General features: G+C 59.0%; 21 protein-coding genes. 13 read left to right on the top strand and 8 right to left on the bottom strand.

Annotation, left to right across the window (positions count from 1 at the left end):
• Positions 1-163 precede the first annotated feature (163 nt).
• Positions 164-1,417: a threonine ammonia-lyase gene (gene ilvA, locus HMPREF2842_RS08260; protein ID WP_070644165.1), complete on the top strand. Its 1,254-nt coding sequence runs from the start codon at positions 164-166 to the stop codon at positions 1,415-1,417.
• Between the two features lie 158 nt (positions 1,418-1,575).
• Here the strand turns inward: ilvA and greA are convergent, their stop codons facing one another.
• Positions 1,576-2,073, bottom strand: a complete 498-nt coding sequence (gene greA, locus HMPREF2842_RS08255; RefSeq protein WP_044150727.1) for a transcription elongation factor GreA — start codon at positions 2,071-2,073, stop codon at positions 1,576-1,578.
• Positions 2,074-2,492: 419 nt separating this feature from the next.
• On the opposite strand from greA, the gene mca reads away from it, so the two are divergent.
• The 5 genes from mca to HMPREF2842_RS08230 all read left to right on the top strand — a co-directional run bounded on the left by mca (position 2,493) and on the right by HMPREF2842_RS08230 (position 7,513).
• A complete protein-coding gene (gene mca, locus HMPREF2842_RS08250) occupies positions 2,493-3,464 on the top strand; it encodes a mycothiol conjugate amidase Mca (RefSeq protein WP_070644159.1) in 972 nt (323 codons plus the stop codon).
• Between the two features lie 279 nt (positions 3,465-3,743).
• Positions 3,744-4,553, top strand: coding sequence for a polyprenyl diphosphate synthase (gene uppS, locus HMPREF2842_RS08245; RefSeq protein WP_070644154.1), 810 nt, complete (start codon positions 3,744-3,746; stop codon positions 4,551-4,553).
• Positions 4,554-4,664: 111 nt separating this feature from the next.
• Complete coding sequence (locus HMPREF2842_RS08240; RefSeq protein ID WP_049346792.1) at positions 4,665-5,192, top strand: prepilin peptidase; 528 nt, start codon at positions 4,665-4,667, stop codon at positions 5,190-5,192.
• A gap of 126 nt (positions 5,193-5,318) precedes the next feature.
• Positions 5,319-5,825: an NUDIX hydrolase gene (locus tag HMPREF2842_RS08235; RefSeq protein ID WP_070614673.1), complete on the top strand. Its 507-nt coding sequence runs from the start codon at positions 5,319-5,321 to the stop codon at positions 5,823-5,825.
• A 416-nt stretch (positions 5,826-6,241) separates the two neighbouring features.
• Positions 6,242-7,513 (top strand): MFS transporter, encoded by a 1,272-nt coding sequence (locus tag HMPREF2842_RS08230; RefSeq protein WP_246823240.1) that lies wholly within the window; start codon positions 6,242-6,244, stop codon positions 7,511-7,513.
• A 132-nt stretch (positions 7,514-7,645) separates the two neighbouring features.
• On the opposite strand, the gene HMPREF2842_RS08225 is transcribed toward HMPREF2842_RS08230, so the two are convergent.
• Both HMPREF2842_RS08225 and HMPREF2842_RS08220 read right to left on the bottom strand, forming a co-directional pair.
• On the bottom strand, positions 7,646-9,052 hold the full coding sequence (locus HMPREF2842_RS08225; RefSeq protein WP_070644148.1) for a class II fumarate hydratase: 1,407 nt from the start codon (positions 9,050-9,052) through the stop codon (positions 7,646-7,648).
• Between the two features lie 224 nt (positions 9,053-9,276).
• Positions 9,277-9,996: a carbonic anhydrase gene (locus tag HMPREF2842_RS08220; protein WP_070644145.1), complete on the bottom strand. Its 720-nt coding sequence runs from the start codon at positions 9,994-9,996 to the stop codon at positions 9,277-9,279.
• Between the two features lie 417 nt (positions 9,997-10,413).
• On the opposite strand from HMPREF2842_RS08220, the gene glpX reads away from it, so the two are divergent.
• Positions 10,414-11,421, top strand: a complete 1,008-nt coding sequence (glpX, locus tag HMPREF2842_RS08215) for a class II fructose-bisphosphatase (RefSeq protein WP_049346787.1) — start codon at positions 10,414-10,416, stop codon at positions 11,419-11,421.
• Between the two features lie 164 nt (positions 11,422-11,585).
• Here glpX and HMPREF2842_RS08210 read toward each other — a convergent pair whose 3' ends face one another.
• The 3 genes from HMPREF2842_RS08210 to HMPREF2842_RS08200 form a co-directional block, all read right to left on the bottom strand.
• Complete coding sequence (locus tag HMPREF2842_RS08210; protein WP_049346785.1) at positions 11,586-12,587, bottom strand: lipid II:glycine glycyltransferase FemX; 1,002 nt, start codon at positions 12,585-12,587, stop codon at positions 11,586-11,588.
• A 19-nt stretch (positions 12,588-12,606) separates the two neighbouring features.
• Positions 12,607-13,245 (bottom strand): 5-(carboxyamino)imidazole ribonucleotide mutase, encoded by a 639-nt coding sequence (gene purE, locus HMPREF2842_RS08205; protein WP_049346784.1) that lies wholly within the window; start codon positions 13,243-13,245, stop codon positions 12,607-12,609.
• Between the two features lie 99 nt (positions 13,246-13,344).
• Positions 13,345-14,535: a 5-(carboxyamino)imidazole ribonucleotide synthase gene (locus tag HMPREF2842_RS08200; protein ID WP_049346782.1), complete on the bottom strand. Its 1,191-nt coding sequence runs from the start codon at positions 14,533-14,535 to the stop codon at positions 13,345-13,347.
• 363 nt (positions 14,536-14,898) lie between these two features.
• Between HMPREF2842_RS08200 and HMPREF2842_RS08195 the strand changes: the two genes are divergently transcribed.
• A complete protein-coding gene (locus tag HMPREF2842_RS08195) occupies positions 14,899-15,516 on the top strand; it encodes a GtrA family protein (protein WP_070644140.1) in 618 nt (205 codons plus the stop codon).
• A gap of 124 nt (positions 15,517-15,640) precedes the next feature.
• Here HMPREF2842_RS08195 and HMPREF2842_RS08190 read toward each other — a convergent pair whose 3' ends face one another.
• Positions 15,641-16,441 (bottom strand): TIGR03089 family protein, encoded by an 801-nt coding sequence (locus tag HMPREF2842_RS08190; protein WP_070604210.1) that lies wholly within the window; start codon positions 16,439-16,441, stop codon positions 15,641-15,643.
• A 651-nt stretch (positions 16,442-17,092) separates the two neighbouring features.
• Here HMPREF2842_RS08190 and HMPREF2842_RS08185 point away from each other — a divergent pair.
• From HMPREF2842_RS08185 to HMPREF2842_RS08175, 3 genes are all read left to right on the top strand, one after another.
• Complete coding sequence (locus HMPREF2842_RS08185; protein WP_005506882.1) at positions 17,093-17,509, top strand: WhiB family transcriptional regulator; 417 nt, start codon at positions 17,093-17,095, stop codon at positions 17,507-17,509.
• Between the two features lie 20 nt (positions 17,510-17,529).
• On the top strand, positions 17,530-17,757 hold the full coding sequence (locus tag HMPREF2842_RS08180; protein ID WP_070634168.1) for a DUF3499 family protein: 228 nt from the start codon (positions 17,530-17,532) through the stop codon (positions 17,755-17,757).
• A 146-nt stretch (positions 17,758-17,903) separates the two neighbouring features.
• Positions 17,904-19,235, top strand: a complete 1,332-nt coding sequence (locus HMPREF2842_RS08175; RefSeq protein ID WP_070644130.1) for a TIGR01906 family membrane protein — start codon at positions 17,904-17,906, stop codon at positions 19,233-19,235.
• 168 nt (positions 19,236-19,403) lie between these two features.
• On the opposite strand, the gene HMPREF2842_RS08170 is transcribed toward HMPREF2842_RS08175, so the two are convergent.
• Positions 19,404-21,050, bottom strand: a complete 1,647-nt coding sequence (locus tag HMPREF2842_RS08170) for a dolichyl-phosphate-mannose--protein mannosyltransferase (RefSeq protein ID WP_070644127.1) — start codon at positions 21,048-21,050, stop codon at positions 19,404-19,406.
• 196 nt (positions 21,051-21,246) lie between these two features.
• Here HMPREF2842_RS08170 and rsmI point away from each other — a divergent pair, with 196 nt between their 5' ends.
• Positions 21,247-22,185, top strand: coding sequence for a 16S rRNA (cytidine(1402)-2'-O)-methyltransferase (rsmI, locus tag HMPREF2842_RS08165; RefSeq protein ID WP_070634166.1), 939 nt, complete (start codon positions 21,247-21,249; stop codon positions 22,183-22,185).
• 69 nt (positions 22,186-22,254) lie between these two features.
• Entirely contained in the window at positions 22,255-23,328 is a 1,074-nt protein-coding gene (locus HMPREF2842_RS08160; protein ID WP_070634165.1) for a TatD family hydrolase, read from the top strand.
• Positions 23,329-23,959: the final 631 nt, after the last annotated feature.

Genomic DNA, 23,959 nt, shown 5'->3' with positions numbered 1-23,959 from the left:
CCCGGCGATACCGCCGGCCGCGATGCCGTCTACGGCGGTGTCTCGCCAGGGGGCTACTTGCGACCGGGTAGCCCCCTTCGCTGTACCCATCCTCTAAAATGGGATGAGCAATACATCACCATCCCGCGCCCGCGGGACAACGCACCGTCAGAATGGAAACCTCGTGAGCGTAGATCTCGACTCCCTGCCCGTGACCCTCACCGACATTGAACGTGCCGCAGAGCTGCTCGAAGGCGTTATTGAACGCACCCCCGTCGCTCATTCGCGTGCGCTGAGCCAGCGCCTCGGTTCAGAGGTTTTCTTCAAGTGCGAGAACCTGCAGCGTGCCGGTTCCTTCAAGGTGCGCGGTGCGTACGTGCGTATGGCGAAGCTTTCTGAGGAGGAGAAGAAGCGCGGCGTTGTGGCTGCGAGCGCGGGTAACCACGCTCAGGGTGTGGCTCTGGCTGCTGACCGTCTGGGCATTAAGGCCCGTATTTACATGCCGCTGGGTGCGGCGCTGCCGAAGATTACCGCGACCCGCGATCACGGCGCTGAGGTTGAGCTGCACGGCGTGACCGTGGATGAGGCTCTGGCGGAGGCGAAGCGCTACGCCGAAGAGACCGGCGCGGTGTTCGTGCACCCCTTCGACAATGAAGACATTATTGCCGGCCAGGGCACTATCGGTCTGGAAATCCTGGAGCAGGTTCCGGACGTTGACACCGTGATTGTGGGTGTTGGCGGCGGCGGTCTGCTTGCTGGTCTGTCCGCTGCTATCCGCGCGAAGGAGCAGAAGCTCGGTAAGAAGATCAAGATTATTGGTGTTCAGGCGGAGCACGCGGCGGCGTACCCGCTGTCGCTGGCTGCGGATGCTCTGGTGCCGCTAAAGAAGGTTTCCACCATCGCTGATGGTATTGCGGTGGGTCGCCCCGGCCAGATGCCTTTCTCCATCATTAAGGAGCTGGTAGACGATGTGGCGACCGTGAGTGAAGACGATATCGCTCGCGCCCTGATCTTCCTGATGGAACGTAACAAGCTTGTGGTGGAGCCTGCCGGTTCGGTGCCCGTGGCTGCGCTGATGAACGGCAAGCTGAAGGAAGAGTACGGCGACCTGGGTACGGTCGTGTGTGTGCTCTCCGGCGGCAATATTGACCCGATGCTGATGCTGAAGGTGATTCAGCGCGGTCTGTCTGCGGCTGGCCGCTACATGACCGTGAAGATGATGCTGTCTGACCGTCCGGGTGAGCTGGCGACCATTTCCCGCATTATTTCTGAGAATGATGCGAACGTGACCGGTGTGGATCACACCCGTGTGGGTGGTTCGCTGTCCATGGGTGATGTGTCGATTACCATCGACATGGAAACCAAGGGCGTGGAGCATTGCCGCCAGGTGATTTCTGTCCTGGAGGATGAGGGTTTCAAGCCCATCATCGTCTACTAAGCCGATATATTTATTAGCCGACGAGCTGTAATAGGTGCGCCTGCGACGTATAGGCAGAACGCGAGAATAGACAAAAACAGTGCGGGGTGCTGACCGTTGATGGTCAGCACCCCGCACTGTTTGTTTTATATCTAGCGCTGTCTCTTAGCTCTAATCTCTTAGCCCTGGTAGGGGGTTGCGGAGATAATCTTGGCGCTCAATTCCTTACCGTTCGGAGCGGTGTAGGTGACCTCGTCGCCCTGCTTAGCGCCCATGATTGCGGCACCCAGCGGCGACTTCTCGGAGAAGACCTTCAGGTCGCTACCTGCCGGCAGAGTGTCCTCAATTTCGCGGGAGCCGAGCAGGAACTTCAGGGTGCGGCCGGCAACCTCAGCTTCGATAACCATGCCGTGTTCTACCACGCCGTCGTCAGCAGGAGTGTCGCCGATGTGCGCGGTTTCCAGCAGGTGCTTGAGCTGCTTGATGCGAGCTTCGTTCTTAGCCTGCTCGTCGCGGGCGGCGTGGTAGCCGCCGTTCTCGCGGAGGTCACCCTCATCGCGTGCCTGCGCGATGCGGTCAACGATTTCCTGGCGGTACGGGCCGGAGAGGTACTCCAGCTCCTGGGTGAGGCGGTCGAAGGCATCCTGAGTGAGCCATGCACCGGTGTTTTCAGCCATGCGTGTCCTTTGCTTATGCGCCGGCTCTGCCGGTGCGAAACGAATAAACCCGCTACCGCGTGCCGCGTTCAATGCGCGGAGGTGCCGGTAACGGAATGAATCAACAGACCTATTCTAGAGCACCGGAGGATTTTCGGCTGTTATGCCGGTCGTATCTTCCCCTCTGAGCGCATCTTCGTCGGTACGCACGCCTGTAGCTGAACGCTCCGCCAGCATCAGCCTGTTTCATGCCCAAGAATCTGCTGATATGACGGCATGTTTCACGATGTCACACGGCGTCATCTGCGCTAGTGTACCGGCGCTATCCTTGGGTATCATACGAGAAGCTACAACCGTAAAATTTCTGCCGTGTAGCGCTCGTATTCGCGAGTCACAGACACATCATCGACCCCCTGGCGCATCACCTAAAGGAGACCACCGTGAGCGAAGCCATTGAACAGCTGAAGGCAAACCTGCCGACTCACCCTCCCGTGGACTCCCTCAAACCGCTGGAGGAGGACTACACCGGTCTGCGTATCCTCGCGGTGCACGCCCACCCGGACGACGAGTCCTCCAAGGGCGCCGGTACCGCCTCGGCGTATATTGCCCGTGGTGCCCGCTTCATGGTGGCGACGATGACCGGCGGCGAGCGCGGTGACATCCTGAATGGGGAGGTCGATAAGAGCCCGCGTGCGCACCGTGACCTGCCGGGTCTGCGTCGTGCTGAGATGGCGGCTGCCCGCGAGATTATGGGTATTGAGCACCGCTGGATTGGCTTCTTCGACTCGGGTCTGCCCGAGGGCGACCCCATGCCGCCGCTTCCCTTCGGTAGCTTTGGCACCATGCCCCTGGACCGTGCCGCCGCGCCGCTCGTGCGTCTGGTGCGTGAGTACCGCCCCCACATCATCATCACCTATGACGAGATCGGCGGTTACCCGCACCCCGACCACATCATGACCCACAAGGTTGCCGTGGAAGCATTCGAGAAGGCAGGCGACCCGGAAGCCTACGTGGGTGAGGGTGAGCCCTGGACCCCACTGAAGCTCTACTACGACCGCGCATTCAACCCCGAACGCACCCTCGCCCTGCACGAGCATCTGCTCGATACGCACGGTGAGAGCCTGCTGAGCGGCTGGATTGAGAACCTCGCGCACCGCGCCTCCTCGGGGGAGGCACCTCGCCACGAGACTACGACCCGCATCCTGGTTCACGAGCACTTTGAGCAGCGCGATCAGGCTTTGCGCGCGCACGCCTCGCAGGTGGACCCGAACGGCGTGTTCTTCGCCGTTCCCAGTGAACAGCTGAAGGACATTTGGCCCTGGGAGGACTACACGCTGGCCGCCTCGCATACTGAGGTTCAGCTGCCCGAATCTAGCCTGGACGAGGGCCTGAGCGACTACTACGTTATCTAGGCTGGGGCGCAGCGCCCCGCGCGTTACAATGATGCCCTTCACCCACGATATGAGTCGTAGGTGAAGGGCATCAACTATTATTAGGCGCGCGATGCGTGCAGCCCCTGTACGCACCCCGGATACCGCCACCAGCCGCCACAAATTTTGAGCCGATTCTCAGCCCAACCGCGATGCTGATTGCCGCGAAGGTACGGCGCGGCGGCGTAGAATAAGAGCTTGGACTCTTTCGTTATGAGCCCGCTGAATTATCTGCCACGACAGCCGAATGAGGTATGAGCTATGAGCGCCAACGCCCTGCCCGTGATTACTGTGCACGGCCACGCCAGCAACCCCGGCACTGTCACTGAGCCTACCGTCTATGAGCAGGCTCTGGCGCACTCGCTGAGCCCTGAATCCCTGCCGGCACATATTGGAGTGCTGGTGGACGGTAACCGCCGCTGGGCGGCTCAGCGCGGCTTGAGCACCCGTGAGGGCCACGCCGCCGGTGCGGAGCGAATTATTGATTTTCTCGCCTGGTGTACGGAGCTGTCGATTCCGCAGGTGAGCCTGTACATGCTCTCCACCGAGAACCTGAAACGCCCCGAGAAGGAACTGACCGGTCTGGTCGCTGTGATTGATGCGTTCTTGGTGCGTCTGGTGGAGTCCGCCTGCGGTCCGGTGCGCGCTATCGGCAATATTGACCTGATTCCTCGCCAGCTGCACGAGCGCCTGGACTGGGCGATTGAGCAGACTGCGCACCTGCCCGGTGTTCGCGTGAACATTGCGGTCGGTTACGGCGGCCGCCAGGAGATTGTGGACGCGGTCCGCTCGGTTCTGCGCGAGGCTGCCGCTGAGGGGGCATCCTTGGACTCGCTTGCCGAACAGCTGAGCGTGGAGGATATTTCTTCGCACCTGTACACCGCCGATATGCCCGACCCGGACCTGCTGATTCGCACTTCGGGCGAGCAGCGCCTGTCCGGTTTCATGACCTGGCAGAGTGCGTATTCTGAGTTTTACTTCTGCCGCGCCCTGTGGCCGGATTTCACACGCGTTGATTTTCTGCGTGCCCTGCGGGATTACGCGAACCGTTCCCGCCGCTTCGGTTCCTAGAACCTATGCGTTCTAGCGCCGCCGGCGCGTGTTTCTCGGCTGGCTGGCTGGCTGGTTCCTGGCTAGCAGCCTCCGGTAGTACAGCCTCCAGCAATACAGAATGGACGTTCTATGCTCGCTGAGCTTTCCCGCCTCTACAACGCTGGAGGCGCCTCCACAATTGCCGCTCTGGTGCTCGGCAGCTACCTGCTGTATTTTCTGTGGTGCGCCCTGCGGCTGTGGCGTATTGATGTGCGGGAGCACCGTCTGCCGCACCGCATCCTGATTCCTTTGGCTATTGCCACCTATACGGCGCTGCCGGTGTCTTTGCTTTTTGCCGGTCGCCCCGCCGATATTTGGCGTGTGATTGGTGCCGGTCTGGTGCTGTGGTTCTGCTACCTGCTTCTGCGTATCCTGTCTTTTGGCGCGCTGGGCCGCGGGGATGTGAAGCTTGCCGGTATTCTGGGCGGCGTGCTCGGGTACCTGTCCTGGGCGAATCTGGGCTGGGCGTCGCTGGTGACGTTCCTTGCCGGTGGTCTGGTGTCTTTGGCTCTGGTGCTGTTTACGAAGGCGCGCGGTAGCACCCGCATTGCTTTCGGTCCGTTTATGCTTTTGGGGGCGCTGGTGGCGTTGGCTGCTCCGGCGTATTCTCTGTGGTAGATTTCGAAGTAGGGTGACCGTCCGGCTAAGTGGCGGGCTTGTTCTGTGTGCGGCTCGCGGCTGTTTGCTCTGCTCTCTAGCACCTATTCCCGATAGACTTGCCGGGGCTTTTGAAAGGTTGATGTTATGCCTACTCCTCCCTATATCCGTAAGCTGCGTGAGCAGATTGGATCGGATTACCTGTGGCTGTCCGGTGCGACGGCTGTGGTGTACCGTGAGCAGGATTCTAAGGTGCTACTGGTGCGCCGTAGCGATAACGGGGCGTGGACCCCGATTACGGGCATTGTGGACCCGGGGGAGAGCCCCGCGCTGACTTGCCTGCGTGAGGCGCAGGAGGAGGCGAACGTGCAGATTGAGGTGCTGGAGTTGGCGCAGGTGAAGGCTGACCCGCCGATGCAGTTCGGTAATGGTGACCGCTGCCAGTTCTTGGATCATACGTTTTTGTGCCGCTGGGTTTCTGGTGAGGCGAAGGTGAATGATGAGGAGTCTTCGCAGGTGCGTTGGGTGGATGTGTCTGACCCGGCGGAGCGTGCGTTGCTTTCGGAGCGGATGCTGGACCGTATTGATGCGGCGCTGAACTATGACGGCCACTGCCGTTTTGGTTTGGAGTCGGTGCCGCCGGAAGAGCTCTAGACCGGTTACTGGGACTGAGTAAAAGCTGCTGAACTAAACCTGCACATACAGAAGGAGGGGCGACCCGCCGTCATGGCGAGTCGCCCCTCCCTCATTTTTGTGACAGTTTGTTACATGTTATTGGGTGGTTCTTCCTGCTTTTCTGTGGGAGTGGGGGACTGGAAGCCTAAATGTTGCCGTGGTTTTATTTTGTTTTTGTCTTTTTTACCTTAAGTTGTGCCTGCGTATCGAGCTATGAGTGGTGTACATGAGATGCTTTATATATGACACGGGTTACATTGGGAGTGACGGCCCCGTATTAGTCAGTAACCCGAGAAAGATTCGTTCACGTGATGTTCTGGTGAGCGTAGTCGCTTTCCTTTTACTCTGCCTATAAATCTTTAAGGCATGCCATTTTTCTGTGAACTAGGCTCATTGTGTTCATCGCAATTCTTGGGCGCTATTTTGATGCGTCCTGGAAGGAGCAAAGCATGACAACACATAAAATACCCTGGAGAATCTACGTAGCCCTTATTGGCTCTCTGGTAGGTACAGGAATATATTCCTTCGCCCTACCCATCGCGATTCTCGCTAGTACAGGCGAAATTGGGCTGGCTGGCGTAATGGCGGTAGCCATGCAAATCCCCAATATCGCCTTGGCATATCCACTAGCAACCCTATCGGATAGTCTGCCTCGAAAACCTATGATTGTGATTGCCGGGGCAGTAAACATCCTCAGCATCCTTACCTTGGCGTTGATGATTGAGCAGCATATGCTGTCATGGTTCGCCATCGCCGCACTAGGATTTGTGAGCGGTGTCTTCTCCGAGCTGGCTGCTGCCTCAGAAGCAGGATATATTCCGCAGCTTCTCGGACGAGAAAACCTTCTTTCGTATAACGCACGTCGTGAAATTTGCGAGGGAATATCCGCAATCGTTGCGCCCCCTACGGCAGGATTTATTGTTCTTGTCGCGGGTGCAACGGTCGGTCTTATCGTCCCGGTGCTCCTTTTCGGAGCGGCAACTATTTCATACGCAACGTTGCCATCCGTAGAGATGGAAACTAAAACTGAGCAACGCGAAACCGCACAACGTGGATTTATTCACCGCATGTTTGACGGTATCCAATACATGTTCTCCGGCGCCCCGCAGAGACTTATCCTTGTCTACACGTTCTTCTTGGCGGCAGCTACGGCATCGTATTCACTCATCATTATTTACCGCCTGTATGAGGAACTCACTTTTGAAGCCTCAGTAGTAGGCATGATTATGGCCTGCAGCGGTATCGGTGGTATCGTCGCGGCGCTCATCATCGATCGTTTCCTCTCTTTCGAGAACACACGAGGAATGCTGCTGGTCGCCAATGTCGTATCCCTGCTTGGAATACCGCTCGTCACCGTCAGCAATAACCCCGTAGTGCTCGGCGCCCTGCTCTTCATCCTGGACGTAGGATGGGCATCAGCTTTCATCTTCTCCAACAATCTGCGTGACTGCATTACACCGAATGAGCTACTGGGGCGTGCCAGCTCCCTTGACGGTGCCGTGTTTGGGCTAGGAACGCTGTACTCCATGGGCGCGGTAGCACTGATGCTTGACCATCTCGGCTCCTTCAACGCTGCGCTTGTCGTCAGTATCCCGGCTGTACTCTGCCTCATCTACACGCTGGTCCACTATAAACAGTTCAAAGTGTTCAATATTGTTGAACAATAGTGAGAGCCTGCTGCCAACTCAATGATGGGGCAGAGAACACATACAGAGGGAGGGGCGACCCGCCGTCATGGCGAGTCGCCCCTCCCTCTATGGTTAAGCCGCGAACCTCAGGCGAGGCTCAGGCGGGTGAGATTAGAAGTTGCCCAACATCTTGGTGACGTCCAGAGCCGCATCCAGCTGCTCCTCAGTCACTTCGCCGCGCTCCACGTAGCCCAGAGCCACAACTGCCTCACGGACAGTCACCTTGTGAGCCACCGAGTACTTAGCGATCTTCGCAGCAGCTTCGTAACCAATCAGCTTGTTCAGCGGGGTCACGGTCGACGGCGAAGCCTCAGCCAGGAAGCGGCAACGGTCAACGTTAGCGGTCAGACCGTCAATCATCTTCTCAGCCGAAACGCGAGAAACATTAGCGAGCAGGCGGATCGACTGCAGCAGGTTAGCAGCCATCACCGGGATACCCACGTTCAGCTCAAACGCGCCGTTAGTGGAAGACAGAGCAATGGTTGCGTCGTTACCGATGACCTGAGCGGCAACCATGATGGTAGCCTCACAAATCACCGGGTTGACCTTACCGGGCATAATCGAGGAACCGGGCTGCAGGTCGGGGATGTGCAGCTCGCCCAGACCGGTGTTCGGGCCCGAACCCATCCAGCGGATGTCGTTGCTGATCTTCATCAGGCCGTACGCCAGGGTGCGCAGCTGACCGGAAACCTCAATCAGGCCGTCACGGTTAGCCTGAGCCTCGAAGTGGTTACGAGCCTCGGTCAGGGGCAGACCGGTCTCCTCAGCGAGCAGTTCAATCACGCGAGCAGAGAAGCCGTCCGGGGTGTTAATGCCGGTACCCACAGCGGTACCGCCCAGGGGAACCTCAGCCACGCGGGGCAGGGAAGCATTCACACGCTCAATGCCGTAACGCACGGTTGCGGCGTAGCCGGAGAACTCCTGGCCCAGGGTGATGGGGGTTGCGTCCATCAGGTGGGTACGACCGGACTTCACGACGTCCTTGAACTCAACGGACTTGCGCTCCAGGGACTCAGCGAGCACCTCGAGAGCGGGAATCAGGTCCTTCACCAGAGCCTCGGTCACAGCAACGTGCACGGAGGTGGGGAAGACGTCGTTGGAGGACTGGGAAGCGTTCACGTGGTCATTGGGGTGAACCTCAATGCCCTTGGACTCCAGGGAACGAGTTGCCAGGGTTGCCAGGACCTCGTTCGCGTTCATGTTCGAGGAGGTACCGGAACCGGTCTGGAAGACGTCAATGGGGAAGTGGGCGTCGTAGTCACCGGTTGCTACCAGATCCGCTGCGTCGCGGATAGCCTGGGCGCGCTCAGCGTCGAGCACCTTGAGTTCCTCATTGGCGGTCGCGGCTGCCTTCTTCACGAGGGCAAGCGCACGAATATGGGCGGATTCGAGGGTCTGACCCGAAATCGGGAAGTTCTCGACTGCGCGCTGGGTCTGTGCACGGTAGAGTGCATCAGCCGGAACGCGAACTTCGCCCATGGTGTCATGTTCAATGCGGTATTCAATGTTTTCAGCCATATCTCTAGGATAGGCGTTCAAAGTGGCTTACGTCGCCTCGAAAAGGTGTCAAAAGAGGAAAAACGCTCATAAATTTTGAGGCGTGAGAAGGCACGTAAAAACCCCGCCCCGGTAGATGTGCGAACACGCTACCGTGGCGGGGGTATCCCATAGAAAAATCTGTTGTTAAGTGCGAGCATGTGGGTTCTCGCGCTAAGGCTCGTAATGAGCGGAGAAGAGGAAACCTAGTCCAGGTTCTCCGCAACCACAACGCGCGGGGGAGTCTTCACGACCACCGGAAGCGCCTGAGTCGGCGGGTTCTGCGCGCCATTCTTCTCCTCCGGCAGGGTCAGGTCCTGCGAGCTGAACACCAGCTCCGCCTTACCCTCCTTCAGATGGTAGAAGACACCAATCACGGCGACCTTACCCTCAACCACCGCATCCGAAATGATGTGGGACTGCTCAATAATGCGGATGGCGGTCTGGCGGGTGTGCTCACGCACCATGTCGTTAACGACCGGGTTCTCCGGCAGCTTCGGAGACATCACCGAAGGCAGGATGTGCTGCACCAGGTTACGGATGAAGCCGTGCGGCATCTCACCGGATTCCAGGGACTTGCTGGCCGCAGTCACAGCACCGCAGGAGTCGTGACCGAGAACCATCACGATAGGGGTCTTAAACTCCTCAACCGCGTACTCCAGCGAGCCGAGCGCGGCATTCTCCAGGACGTGGCCGGCGGTACGCACCACGAACGCGTCGCCCAGGCCCAGATCAAAAATAATCTCTGCCGCGAGGCGAGAGTCACCGCAACCGAAAATCGAGGCGAAGGGGAACTGCCCCGATGCCAGGTCGGTACGGCGAATCGTGTCCTGGTTGGGGTGCTCGTTGCTGCCCTCAACAAAACGGCGGTTACCGTCCTTCAGACGCTTCCATGCTTCTGCGGGAGTCGGTTGGATGCCAGCCATGTGATGCTCCTTAGCGGACAAATACAGATAACGCGTGCCGTCGGAGCCAGCGAATCTGCGAACGGGTATGTGGGGCTTCAGGCGCTCGCGCTGAAGCTGAGTTTCTCGCCGGGAGCCTCCCGGAGAAAGAACCTACCTCAAATATGCCTTAAATATGCGAAAAATAGCTAGTTTGGCGCGCCTTCACAACACCCAAAATCAGCGCCTCAGAGCGTATGAAGCGCCGAAGAGAGACGCAGCCCTCACCAATTTGCCGCATCTGCTCACCTTAAAGTCAACACGCACGCAAACTCGTTCAGAACAAGAAAAACGAAGCGCCCGCGCGCTATCCTGAAAGGAGCACTACTGCGTCGGCGACTTCGTGCTGGAAAGAACCAGCCAGCCGACGGTGTATTCAGAAATCTCGAAGGTGAGTCTATGACTACGAACAACAACCACGGCGATCGCAACCTCGCAATGGAACTGGTCCGCGCGACTGAAGCAGCAGCAATTGCTGCAGGCCCCTGGGTCGGCGCAGGCGAAAAGAATCTCGCAGATGGTGCAGCCGTAGACGCAATGCGTTACCGCCTCTCCACCGTCAACTTCAACGGCACCGTTGTCATCGGTGAAGGCGAGAAGGACAAGGCTCCCATGCTGTACAACGGCGAGAACGTCGGCGACGGCTCCGGTCCCTCCCTCGACGTGGCGGTTGACCCCATCGACGGTACCCGCCTGACCGCACTCGGCATGGACAACGCCCTCTCCGTGATTGCTGTGGCAGACGGCGGCACCATGTTCGACCCCTCCGCAGTGTTCTACATGGAGAAGCTGGTCACCGGCCCCGACGCCGCAGAGTTCGTCGACCTGCGCCTGCCCGTCAAGCAGAACCTGCACCTGGTCGCTAAGGCTAAGGGCAAGAAGGTTAGCGAGCTGACCGTATGCGTGCTGGACCGCCCCCGCCACGCCAAGCTGATCCAGGAGATTCGCGAGGCAGGCGCCCGTACCCGCATCATCCTCGACGGTGACGTCGCAGGCGCTATCGCAGCTTGCCGCGAGAACACCGGCGTGGACCTGATGCTCGGCACCGGCGGCACCCCCGAAGGCGTCGTCGCAGCGTGCGCTATCAAGGCAACCGGCGGTGTGATTCAGGGCCGTCTGGCACCGACCGACGAGGCTGAGCGCGAGAAGGCACTGGAAGCCGGTCACGACCTGGACCGCGTGCTGACCACCAACGACCTGGTCACCAGCGACAACTGCTTCTTCGCCGCAACCGGTATCACCGACGGCAAGCTGCTGCGCGGCGTGCGCTACAGCAAGAACACCGTGACCACCCAGTCGCTGGTCATGCGTTCCTCCTCCGGTACCGTCCGTACCGTCGAGGCTGAGCACCGCCTCTCCCGCCTGCGCGAAATCCTCGCACAGACCAACAGCCCCGAAGATCAGTAATCTTCGCCCCCGCAAGGGCTGAGGAGCCGCGCTAAGACTCCTCGAACATTGCACATACATACGCGCAGGAGCCGCCCCCACCGAAGAACTCGGTGGGGGCGGCTCCCTCATGTATTTAGCTTTTAGTTCTCAGAGTGCTCCCGGTAAGGGCGCGTCTGAACCCGTTAGCGAGAGCGGAAAGACTGAACCTTCGCCTTCGCCTTCGCCACAGCATCACGAACAGCCGGACGAGCCTTGTACGCCAGCGTGTAGGCGCGGTAGCCCAGCGAGGTTACCGGAACATCCCAGGTACCCGGGTACTCCACAGACTCGCCGCCAAAGGACTTCTTGAACTTCGTGAAACCAGCCCACTCGTGATCCGGCTGATCCTCCGGCGCAATACCGAAGAGGTCAACGTACTTCAGACCCTTGCGCTTAGCGTCCAGGATAAAGTTCGTCACCACCACAACACCTGCACTAAGGTTGCGGTGCTCAAAAGAAGCCGCAGCGTGCGCGTAGGTGCGGGTGTCATCCGAATCGTACACAAACGCCGCCGCAATCGGGGTGCTCTCACCGTTCTCATCGGTCAGCTTCGCAATGTACAGGGACGCCGCACCGGCGGGCATCAGCACACGAGCAACCTGCATCAGGTACTCATCCTGCTGACGGTTAAAACCGTTACGGTCCGCGGTTTCCTCGAGGAAGCCGAAGAGAATCGTCATATCCGAGGGATTGGTCGACACCTCAACGGTCACGCCCTTTTTGTGGAGATTACGATGACGATTACGGTAACTGGAGCTCATTCCCTTGAGGATTTCGTCCTCAGTGCCCGAAAGATCAATAATCTGAGTGTGCGAAGGCTGCACCTGGCGAGGAGCCAGAACCGCACCGCGACGAGCCAAGAAAGCAGCCGCATCCTGATCGCCCCAAATAGCGGATTCAGTAGGCTCAATGCGCACAAACAGGCAACGAAGCTTCGCGGCCTCTTCCTTCAACGACGCGAGAGCCTCATCAAAAGCCACAGCGCTGGAGGCGACCGGTCCGTACGGGCTGTACAGGTAGCGGCCGGTAGCGCCGCCCTCAACGGTTGCAAGGTACGACCAGCCGTTACCGCTCTTACGAATTACGGTGTGACCATTAGATTCCTGAAAACGTGCCCAAATATCGGACTGAAGAATATTGCTCATCCTTCTAGTGTATCCGAGCTTAGGGAACGTAAGCCTGGGGCTCCGACGACGCTTCGGGAGCGGAAGCGGGGCGGGGTGCGGAGGAGCTTTCCTCCGCCTCGCGCTCAGCGGCTGCCTTAGCCTTTGCATCAGCAACGCGGGTGCGCAGAGCCGCGCCCTTGTCCATGGCGCTCTGGCGCAGATCCTGAGAGAACTGACGCAAATCAGCATGAACCTGCTGAGCGAATGCGTCAGTACCCGAACCCAGAATACGCAGAGCCAGCAGACCCGCATTGCGAGCACCGTTAATGGAGACGGTAGCTACCGGAACACCGGCGGGCATCTGAACAATCGACAGCAGTGAGTCCATGCCCTCGAGGTTCTTCAGACGTACCGGAACACCAATCACGGGCAGAGCGGTCACGGAAGCGAGCATACCGGGCAGGTGAGCGGCGCCGCCAGCACCAGCAATAATCACGCGGATACCGCGGCTGTGAGCCTTCTTGCCGTACTCAATCATGTCCTCGGGCATGCGGTGTGCAGAAACAACATCAGCCTCGTAAGGGATGCCGAACTCGTCCAGAACCTCGGCTGCGGCCTCCATGACCGACCAATCCGAATCCGAACCCATCACAATGCCAACAATGGGCTGGGAAGAATCATAGGGAGACTGAGACATAATCCTCATATCCTTTCAGGATGCGGTGGCGAACCACCATCAATAGGGTGCGTCGGATACGCAGGATGCTCTCACCCCACGCACCGGCTAAAAATAGGGCTACAGGGGGCGGCCGTCACGCAAAATGGAGGCGGCATTCGCGGCGCTATGGCGCAGCGCCTCAAGCTCAGCCACCGTGCCGGTAATGTTCACGTGACCAATCTTGCGGCCCGGACGGGTTTCCTTGCCGTAGAAGTGAATCTTTGCGCGCGGCTCAGCCGAAAGCGCCAGCGGGTAGACGCCGAAAATGTCTTCGTTCTCGCCGCCCAGGTAGTTCTTCATCACGGCAACGCCCTCCAGCACGGAGGTGTCACCCAGCGGCAAATCCAGCACGGCACGCAGGTGCTGCTCGAACTGGCTGGTCACCGAGCCGTCCTGAGTCCAGTGGCCGGTGTTGTGCGGGCGCATCGCCAGCTCGTTGATGTAGAAGCCGGCGGGGGAGCCGGGAACCTCGAAAAGCTCGGCAGCCATCACACCGGTGACACCCAGCTCGGAAGCAATAGTCACGGCGGCGGAGGCTGCAGCCTCAGCGATCTCGGGGTCCAGGTTCTGCGCGGGGGCAATAACCTCGTCGCAGATAGAGTTCACCTGGATGGTCTCAACGACCGGCCAGGGGCGCACCTCGCCGCTTTCACGGCGAGCAACCAGCGCGGACAGCTCACGGGTGAAGGGCACCTTCTCCTCGGCAAGCAGGGCGGAGAAATCAGCGCGGGAAGGCAACTGCTCGAACCACGCAGTACTGCGCTCGCGAGCCTCCTCGGGGGAATCCAGGACTAGAACGCCCTTGCCGTCGTAGCCGCCGCGCGGGGTCTTCAGCACCACGGGCCAGCCAATCTCATCACCAAAGGCGAGCAGCTCATCCAGGGTAGAAACCTCAGCCCAGCGCGGGTTCGGCAGGCCCAGACGCTCAATAGCGGCGCGCATCAGGAGCTTGTCCTGAGCGTACTGGAGAGCTTCGGGACGGGGCTGAACATTCACACCCTCCGCCATGAGGGTGCGCAGAAATTCAGTGGGCACGTGCTCATGATCGAAAGTGATGACATCCTTGCCGCGAGCAAATTCGCGGAGGGTGTCCAGATCTTTGTAGTCCCCGACGGGAGCGGTACGTACCGCTGCCACGGCGCCAACGGTGGGCGCCTCCGCGAGAATCTGCAGGTTCAGGCCAAGGTTAGTTGCTGCGGGAGCCATCATGCGGGCCAGCTGGCCGCCGCCGATGACACCAATTACGGGTCCAGTCACAGGGTAAGTCACATCACCTAAGTGTACCGGGTTCGGAGTGCTTATGGGAGCAAGACCACATGAAGGTCGCAGAATGGGTTCAACTGGGCTTCAGAGCCCAATATTTGGGCGTGAATACCGGAAGAAATCGTAAAAACCTGCCTTCTGCGCGGTCAGGCAGAGACGAAACTATCAGCGCATGATGAAAAGAGTCACCCGGTAGCTGAGAGGTCTATGGAAAAACTCCCAAAGGGACAAACAACGTACCGGGACTGTACTAACATATAAGAGCTTGTAAAAGAGACCGAAGCGCCACGCAGTGACAACGTAACCAACGCTCACCGTCGCAGCATCGGCACCTTTTTCTCCGATAAAACCCCGCTAGATAGGCCCCGCATGAGCGCACAGACGAAACCGACCATTACCGAACGCCTGAAATCCCTCTGGGACAGCTACGGTATTGAGGTTCTCAAATTCGGTACCGTGGGCGGCGCCGCCTTCATCGTCAACTCTGTGACGGTGTGGGTGCTGATGATGACCATCATGTCGGAGTCCCACACCAAGGCGAAGGTTGTAGCGAGTGTTGTCGCAACCATCTTCTCCTGGCTCATGAACCGCCTGTGGACCTTCCGCGACTCCCGCTCCGAGAACTGGAAGCGCGAAGCTATCGAATTCGGCTTGGTCAATCTGCTCGGCATCCTCGTTGAGGCCGGCTGTGTGGCATTCAGTACCTACGTGCTGAACCTGCGCACCCCCGAGGCGTCCTTCATCTCCGGTACGATCATCGGTACCATCCTGGGCACCATCCTTCGCTACTTCCTCTACCGCTTCTGGGTGTACGGTTCGCACCGCCAGAAAGTCGAAGAGGGCGAAGGTACCGACCACGAGGAGCTCGGCCGCATGTTTGATGAGGCTGCCGCCATTCTCGACGGCGAAGAGCCCGCAGCACGTAAGGCAACCTCTGAAGCGGCTGCATCCGAGGCGCAGTCGAAGCCCGGTTCGCAGAACTCCTAGACCCGCCTAAGGCCGACCATCAGCTAAGACTTGTTCCAAAAACTTATCCCCCGATACACGCTGTATCGGGGGATAAGTTTTTTAAAAATCTAGAAACTTTGGAAGACTCACTAGGCGCGGGAAACTAGCTGCGGGGAATCTCCACTGCACGCTCGGAATCCATCAGAGACGCCAGCTGCTCATCCTGCCAGTCCACGCTCGGGTCAGCCACAAACACCGCATGACCGGAGAGCAAAATCGCCAGAACCTCCAACAGGGCGCTCATGGTCGCCTCCGACGCATCAAAAGCGTAATCGGGGCTCAACTCCAGCGCGAGCGCACGCTGACCCGAAGGCAGCGCATAACCCGCCGTGCGATAAATCTGCGCCTGTGCAAGCGCCTGCTCGTACGCCTCTGCGTATGTGAAGCCCTCAAGCACCTCTGCCGAGTCATCCGGAAGCATACCGGAGTACTGGTCGCCAAAGCTACGCACCAGCGCGCAATAATCGAGCACCTCATCGGCATAGGAGGACAGCGCCTGCAGGTCACCGGTGTAAGAAAGCGCCAGCGGGGCACGATCAACCGCCAGAAGGTACGCGGGGTCGTTCGTGTAGCCAGCCTCCTGCTCGGTGCAGACTGCGGCAACCAACGGCTCATCCTGGTTCAGCAGAGCGCCCACACGCAGCGCCGCCAAGCCCAGAACAATAGTGCGCCAGTGCAGGGGAGCCTGAAGGTCAAAGTCCTCACCAGGCTCCAGTTCGCATTCTTCAACCAGCAGGTTTGCGCTCTTATCAACCCAATTCATGAGGACCCTGCCGGAGAGCTCGATGCGCTCGCCATTTACCGAATACCAGATGAGGGCGGGAGTCTGCTGGCTGCTGAGCTTCTCAAAGAAGCGGTTCAGAGTTGTGGGCACGGAGGCGCCGGTGGGGGAGAGAGTAACCATGGGTTTTACTCTACCGCACCGTGTGGTGGGGCGCGTGGAGAAGCCGACGCGGGAGTAAAAGATACAGGGGTAAAGTAAAAACGCCTAAGGATGCCTTAAAAAATCTAATGGCTCAAAATGTTTGACAGCCCTAATGTCTCATTTTGGAATGTGGCATAAATATAAATTGGAAATGTAAATGGTTCGCAATGCCTCGAAAAATATTCAGAAACCGCATGGTGAAAAAGATAAGTTTTTCTTATCTAATTATTAGAATCTTTCCCTATACTCGAGATGGGGCGTGTGGGATGGTCGTCATGAACCCTTATATTTGCAGTCAGGATGCGGAATTTGCGGGCGATGGAAACCACTCCTGGAGAAGGGAAAACCTGGGTGTCCCTTAGGTGTGAGCGAGGGTAAGTGGTGCGTGGGAAAATATATAAAGGTCAAATTTACATTAAATATGACGCCCCTAACACATACATCTAAATATTGTTTAAGTCTAGTTTGACGAAACGGCGTGTCGCACGTCTAATAGATATATAAGCGTGTTTGCCTTGGAGGGACCGTAGAGGCCAAAGCGAACCATGCCACACCATACACACTAAGATTCCGTCGACGACGGATCCGCAGACTCATTAAGCTCACAATGAGAACACGGAAGGAAAACCCATGGGCTCCTACATTGCATCGGACCGCTCCATCGCGGCCGCGCGCGCATCAGGCGCTCAGCACCGTAGCATGAATCCCACTCAATCTCTCGAAAAAGCCACCGACGCCTTTCTCGCAGACGCAGAACGAAACATGCCTGCCTGCACCGACGTATGGACCGCAGCGGCAGGACTCTACGGAACCGAAGGCGAAGACGGAGAACTCGCCTGGCAAGCTGAAGCACTCTGCGCCCAGACCGACCCCGAAGCCTTCTTCCCCGAGAAGGGCGGCTCCACCCGAGACGCCAAAAGGGTATGCGGTGTATGCCCCGTGCGCGAAGAATGTCTACAATATGCAATGGACAATGACGAGCGCTTCGGAATCTGGGGCGGGCTGTCAGAACGTGAACGCCGCCGACTGCGCAAGCAGGCGAGCTAAGCCAGGAAGGTACCATCTACATGCAGACCGCACGACTGTGCTCCCGCCAGACCTGCCAGCGAGAGGCGACTGTTACTCTCCACTACTCCTACGCAGATTCCACGGCACTCATTGATGCACTCTCTGAATTCCGCGAACCCCACGCCTACGACCTCTGCGACGATCACGCCGCACGACTGACGGCACCTCAGGGCTGGCGAGTGGTCTACAAGGTACCCGTCCAGGGTGCGGACACCATCGAATCCTAGAATTCGGACCCAAGATTTAAACACCCGAATGCAAAGAACCTTCCGTGAATTCACACGGAAGGTTCTTTGCGTATGAGAAACTGGCAGATAGTACAGACACCCGCAACTCACTCAAACACCATTCACTCGAAAAGAACGCGAGATCCATGAGCAAAGAAACACACCGAGGAATGTGGGGCGCACTGCGCCCGGCCATCCGCCGCACCAGTGCCGAAGAACTACTCCACGCCCGACGCACCGAAACTAAAACCAGCGAACCGGCACCGCACACCGGCGCCTTCGGGCGCATCGCAGCAGACGTACCCACCGTCGCCGAAGAACCCGACCTGCCTACCGGCTCCGTACCCGTCGTACCCGCACGCAGCAAACTACGCGAACAGGGCGTCGGCACCCGCGTGCGCACCCGCACCAACGTCTCCACCGGCTTCGTGCCCCTCGTTCGCGACTCGCAAAGCACCCCCAAAAACCCGACCCTCAGCGACCTCAACCGCGAAACCATGCAGAGGGCAGCAGAAGCAGAAGCAGCAGCAGCAGAAGCCGAAAAAGCCGCTGAAGCAGAAACCGTCGCCACAGCGGAGGCGGCAAGCGCCTCCACCGCCGGACGCAAGTACCGCACCGAAACCACCCGCACCGGTCACACCCACGCGGTCGCAGACCCCAACGCGCCGCTGTCCTCCCTGGCGGCCTCGCCCGAAGCCGCAGAACGCGCCGCGGCACGCGAAGACGCTGTGGAAGACACCCCGCGCTTCCTCAAGCTCCGCGCAACCCTCATCGCGCTCACCGTACCGCTGACCGTACTCATGATCGCAATCCGCGCTGTAGCCTCCGCGCCCTTCCTCTGGCTCGAATACCACCGCCCCGGATTCCCCGAAGACAGCTACGGCTACTACCTCGTCGAGAGGATGCGCCTGGGCTCCTACGGCGTGGACTACATCAACAACTTCGCGCCGCGAGAATACCTCGCCCGCGTTACCACCGGTGCCGATAATACCCTCGCCTTCACCGAAGCAGAAGTGAACCACATGCACGACGTGAAGTGGGTACTGCTCATCGCCACTGTAGCCGTTGCCGCGCTCTTCTTGGTGACCCTCTTTAGCAGCATTTCCCTGCGTGAGCGCGCCCCCGGAACCATCCGCCGCAGCCTCTTCACCGGCGCGTGGATTACCCTGGGACTCATCGCGGTGCTCGGCGTTGTGGGCTTCTTCGGCTGGGAATGGCTGTTCACCACCTTCCACCAGGTGTTCTTCCCGCAGGGCAACTGGGAGTTCTCCGTACGAAGCTCCCTCATCCGCCTTTACCCGCCGCAATTCTGGATCGATGCAGCAATCGCCGTAGCGGTCCTCGTAGCAGCGCAGATTACGCTCCTGCTCGTGACCACCTGGCCCACCAAATACCGCAAGCTTAAGGCAGAACGCCGCCGCCAGGAACGCCAGGAACTGCGCGTCAAGCTCGCCTCCGCACGCGTCAGCGACAACTAACACACGCGTCGGCGACAACTAAAAATCATCAGCCACTTCCCCGTGCAAACCAGCGCGGAAAGGGCACAACAAAGGGGGCTGGGCTCTACCACACGGTAGAACCCAGCCCCCTTTGCTATACCTAAGCTCGCATCGCTCGAACCTAAAAACCGAGGCTAGATTCCGAGCCTAAATCCAGGACTTAAACCACATATGCGAATACCACTGCTCATACGGAATCACCTGAGCAGTCCACAACGGCATAAAGTACGCGCTCAACACCAGCACACCCACCAGGTAAATCGCCACCAGCGTCACGCCCAAACGAGCACGCAACACCGAACCACGAGCACCCGACAGCGCCAGACCCAAAACACCCGCCAACAGCAGGATCAGGAACGGCTCAAAGGACAGGGCGTAGAAGTAGAACATCGTGCGAGTCGGGTACATAAACCACGGGAAATAGCCCGCACCGAACACAACCAGCAGCGCGCCAAAACGCCAATCCCGCTTCAGCAGCAGAACCAGAAGCGCCACAATAATCGCCGGAATAAAAGCCCACCAAATCGCCGGGTTACCGATATTCAAAATAGCCTCGGAACAGGACTTCACGGTACAACCCGAAGAACCCAGCTTCGGCGACTCATAGTAGTACGAGGTCGGGCGACCCAAAACCAGCCACTGCCACGCCTGCGAAGAATACGTATGCGGGCTGCTCAAACCAGAATGGAACTTAAACGCCGAGACATGGTACTCCCACAGGGAACGCAAATCCTCAGGAAGCCACATGACACCCTTGCCCGGGTTCTCAACCGCCCAGCGGCGGAAATACGCATTCGACGACTGGAACCAGCCCGCCCAGGTGCTCAGATATACCAGCAGACCCACACCAATCATCTGGAAGAACGCGGGGATGCCGTCACGCACCAGCGCCGTCAAACCCCACTTGTTCAGACCCACAATACGGCGAGCATTAATATCCCAGAACACCGTCAGCAGACCCATAGCCGCAATGAAGAACAACGAATTCCACTTCACGCCCACCGCGGCACCGGCACACACACCGGCCGCGAAACGCCACAGGCGCAGACCCATGCTCGGGCCCCACGGCATCGGCGGAAGCACACCGCTATTCTGGCGTGCCGCCTCCGCAATATTGCGCGCCAACACGCGCCGCGCCTGAATACGGTCAAGCACCAGACACACAAAAGTCGCTAAAATCCAGAACATCTGGAAAATATCCAGCAGAGCCAAACGAGACTCCACCAGCATCAGGCCATCCACAGCAGCCAGCAACGCCGCAATAGTCGCCACCGTCATCGAGCGGAACAGCAACCAGCCAGCATAGGCAATCAACGCCACCGACAGGGTGCCAATCACCGCAGCAGAAACACGCCAACCAAAGGGATTATTATCACCAAAAATTGCCATGCCCGCGGCAATCATCCACTTACCCAACGGCGGATGCACCACATACTCCGGCGAATCCGTCAACAGACCCGACGGGTGACCCGCCGCAAAGGAAGCATTAGCGTCCTTCGACCAGCTCAACTCATAGCCATAATGCACATACGAGTAGGCGTCCTTGGCGTAGTACGTCTCATCAAAAACAATGGCATTCGGATGCGCCAAATTATAAAAACGCAGAATGCCGGCAACCAGCACAATCAATGCAGGCGCCAACCAACCCCATCGCGGGGCACGAATATAGGCAACAGCGAGCGCATCCAGCAGAGAATCGAGGCTGTAACGACCACGCTCAGACGAAGAACGGGCAGAACCAGCCGAACCAGCCGGAGCGGCAGATGCGGGAGAAAGTAGCTTAGGTATCTTCACCCCATCAATCCTAAAGGGTCAGAACGCACGATGCACCATTTCAGCCCGTGAACGGCTTATATGAAGCACCCTGAACCTGCTCCTGACGCAGCGCCCCGCCCGGTGCCTCACCCGGCAAGATCACCCGGCGCCGGATTGAGCGCGGGCGTTACACTTAGTGGGTACACGAAGACCAGACACAGACACGAGGCCTGCCATGACCGCACCCGCAGAATACACCGAAGAGATTGTCGACCCCTCAGAAACGGTCGAGGCACCCGAGACTGACACCGCTGACGCTACTGTCACCTCTGAAGAAGGCGGCGTGCTCATCCTCGGCGGCACCCCCATCGGCAACCTTGCCGACGCCTCCGACCGTCTGCGTACTGAACTCGCCACGGCAGACCTCATCGCCGTCGAGGACACCCGCAAGCTACGCACCCTCGCCTCCGGGCTTGGCGTGCGCACCCGCGGCCGCGTCATCGTCAACCACGACCACAACGAAGAAGAACGTAGCGAAACCATCGTGCAGGCGGTACAGGACGGTCAACGTGTGCTGCTGCTCTCGGATGCGGGCATGCCCACCATCTCTGACCCCGGCTACGTTGCCGCCGCAGCCGTCGCAGAAGCCGACCTGCCCGTCACCGTGGTGCCCGGACCCTCCGCGGCGTTGACCGCGCTCGCGCTCTCCGGTCTGCCCACCGGACGATTCACCTTCGAAGGCTTCCTCGCCCGCAAGGGCTCCGAGCGCACCCGCCGCCTCGCATCGCTGGCGGGGGAGGAGCGCACCATGATCTTCTACGAATCCCCGCATCGCACCGCCGCAACCCTGGCTGACTTCGTGCAGACCTTCGGCGCCGACCGCCGCGGAACTGTCAGCCGTGAGCTAACCAAGCTCCACGAAGAGGTTCGACGCGGTACCCTGGCAGAGCTTGCCGAATGGGCTGAGTCTGAACGCGTCCGCGGCGAAATCGTCATTATTGTCGAGGGCGCACAAGCCCCCGAAACCCCCGAAGCACAGGACGTAGTGCAACTGGTCCTCGAGCGTGTAGCGGGCGGCGAGCGCCTCAAGAGCGCCTGCGCCGCTGTCGCCGCTGAGACCGGCACCTCCAAGCGTGACCTGTACGAGGCGGCACTGGCTGCCCGCTCCGAATAACTCAGAATCACCGCGCAGCTTTACCCCCCCCCCAGCTTTACCCTGCAGTTTTATCCCAAGGATTTATCAATGTGTCAGAGCCATCCCGGTCCTGAAATCACCCAGGAGTACCTGAACTCCCTCGCCGCCCTGGCGAACTACACCCTGCCCACCCCCGCGGCGCTCCAGGCAACCGCTCTGCCTAACGGCTGGGTGCCTGTCCCCGGTGAAGTACCTGCGCCCTATAAGGCGGAACTCTACACCGGCATCAGTGACGCCGAAGGCGGAGAAGGAACCCGCCGCCGCTCCACCACCGGCGAGAACGGCCGCAGCCGCAATCTGGTCTTCCCGCCCGCCCCCGAGCCGCTGCCGTACCCCATCGTGGATAACCACACCCACATGGACCTGCTCGACGGCGAAGTAGAAATCAGCGCCCGCGACGCACTCGACGCCGGCGAAAAGCTCGGCATCGCCGCTATCGTGCAGGTCGGATGCGATATTCCCTCCTCCCTGTACGCGGTCGCCGCCGCGCAGGCTGATGAGCGCGTCCTCGCCGCCATTGCGATTCACCCCAACACCGCTCCCGAGCTGGCTGCAGCCGGTCAGTTGGAGGCGGCGCTCGCCACCCTCGACGAGCTCGCCACCGCTGACCGCGTGCGCGCTATTGGTGAGACTGGCCTGGATTATTTCCGCACCGGCGAGGAAGGCATGGAGGCGCAGCACTACAGCTTCCGTGAGCATATTCGCATTGCGAAGAAGCACAACCTTGCGTTGCAGATTCATGACCGCGACGCGCACGAGGACGTTGTGCGGATTCTAGATGAAGAGGGTGCGCCGGAACGTACCGTGTTCCACTGCTATTCGGGTGGCCCGGAGCTTGCGGCGATCTGCAATGAGCGCGGCTGGTACATGAGCTTTGCTGGTACCGTGACTTTCAAGAACTCGAAGGGTATTCAGGAGTCGTTGGCGATGGCTCGCCCGGAGCTGATTCTGGCTGAGACGGATGCACCGTTCTTGACCCCGCATCCGTTCCGTGGCCGCCCGAATGCGTCCTACATGACGAACTACACGGTGCGTTTTATGGCGGCTCATCGCGGTGAGGAGCTGGAGGCGCTCTGCCGTCGTATTCGTGAGAATTCGGAGCGGGTTTACGGTCAGTGGTAGGTGCGTACAGCCTGTAGCGGAGAGCTACTCTGAGTCGCCTCGGATGCTGACTGGGCTCTGATTACTGAGAACGACATCCTTATTTCTCCGGATGCTGAGGCGGTGGCGAATGCAAAGAACGCCCTGGACGCCACCATTGATGAGGTGAAGCAACGTCTGGGCAAGGCGAAATAAGTAAGCATCTTTGAGAAAGCCTTTCTTTGTCATATATGTATGGCAGGGAGGGGCTTTTTTGTAGTTATTTTCAGCTTTAGCGCGTGAGGTATCGTGTAACGTGCGAGACATAACAGGGGGCTGCACGCCAATTGTTGGGTACTATCTTCACATGAGTGATAGGGTATTTTTATACATACAATTCATCACTCACTGACTAGGCATTTTGTTATCGTGCGCGCATATTTTCGGCGTGCTTTGTGTTTGTCGGTGCCAAGTCAATACTCGGCACTCATGCATGGCTTCTGTCGTTTCAGATCAGGACCGTATGGGTGCGCCAAGCAAAGGGAAATTCATGGCAAAAATTCTGAAATACGTTCTGGGACTGGACGGCGCTAACCGGTTTGATTCTTTCTTCTCGGTGGGGGCACCCGCTCAAGGTTTTCAGCGTTATTCTGCGGTGGATAACCGTGATAAT

The sequence above is a fragment of the Rothia sp. HMSC069C10 genome (genome assembly GCF_001812205.1).
Lineage (GTDB): Bacteria > Actinomycetota > Actinomycetes > Actinomycetales > Micrococcaceae > Rothia > Rothia mucilaginosa.
This window is presented reverse-complemented; position numbering and strand designations above follow the sequence as displayed.

Bases quoted from the DNA above. Each gene is read 5' to 3' on its own strand.
- HMPREF2842_RS08240 (WP_049346792.1), top strand. From the start codon at position 4,665: ATGCTCGCTGAGCTTTCCCGCCTCTACAACGCTGGAGGCGCCTCCACA.
- HMPREF2842_RS08175 (WP_070644130.1), top strand. From the start codon at position 17,904: ATGAGCAAAGAAACACACCGAGGAATGTGGGGCGCACTGCGCCCGGCC.
- HMPREF2842_RS08220 (WP_070644145.1), bottom strand. From the start codon at position 9,996: ATGGCTGGCATCCAACCGACTCCCGCAGAAGCATGGAAGCGTCTGAAG.
- HMPREF2842_RS08235 (WP_070614673.1), top strand. From the start codon at position 5,319: ATGCCTACTCCTCCCTATATCCGTAAGCTGCGTGAGCAGATTGGATCG.
- HMPREF2842_RS08160 (WP_070634165.1), top strand. From the start codon at position 22,255: ATGTGTCAGAGCCATCCCGGTCCTGAAATCACCCAGGAGTACCTGAAC.
- glpX (WP_049346787.1), top strand. From the start codon at position 10,414: ATGACTACGAACAACAACCACGGCGATCGCAACCTCGCAATGGAACTG.
- HMPREF2842_RS08225 (WP_070644148.1), bottom strand. From the start codon at position 9,052: ATGGCTGAAAACATTGAATACCGCATTGAACATGACACCATGGGCGAA.
- HMPREF2842_RS08180 (WP_070634168.1), top strand. From the start codon at position 17,530: ATGCAGACCGCACGACTGTGCTCCCGCCAGACCTGCCAGCGAGAGGCG.
- rsmI (WP_070634166.1), top strand. From the start codon at position 21,247: ATGACCGCACCCGCAGAATACACCGAAGAGATTGTCGACCCCTCAGAA.
- HMPREF2842_RS08190 (WP_070604210.1), bottom strand. From the start codon at position 16,441: ATGGTTACTCTCTCCCCCACCGGCGCCTCCGTGCCCACAACTCTGAAC.
- greA (WP_044150727.1), bottom strand. From the start codon at position 2,073: ATGGCTGAAAACACCGGTGCATGGCTCACTCAGGATGCCTTCGACCGC.
- HMPREF2842_RS08185 (WP_005506882.1), top strand. From the start codon at position 17,093: ATGGGCTCCTACATTGCATCGGACCGCTCCATCGCGGCCGCGCGCGCA.
- purE (WP_049346784.1), bottom strand. From the start codon at position 13,245: ATGTCTCAGTCTCCCTATGATTCTTCCCAGCCCATTGTTGGCATTGTG.
- HMPREF2842_RS08195 (WP_070644140.1), top strand. From the start codon at position 14,899: ATGAGCGCACAGACGAAACCGACCATTACCGAACGCCTGAAATCCCTC.
- HMPREF2842_RS08210 (WP_049346785.1), bottom strand. From the start codon at position 12,587: ATGAGCAATATTCTTCAGTCCGATATTTGGGCACGTTTTCAGGAATCT.
- uppS (WP_070644154.1), top strand. From the start codon at position 3,744: ATGAGCGCCAACGCCCTGCCCGTGATTACTGTGCACGGCCACGCCAGC.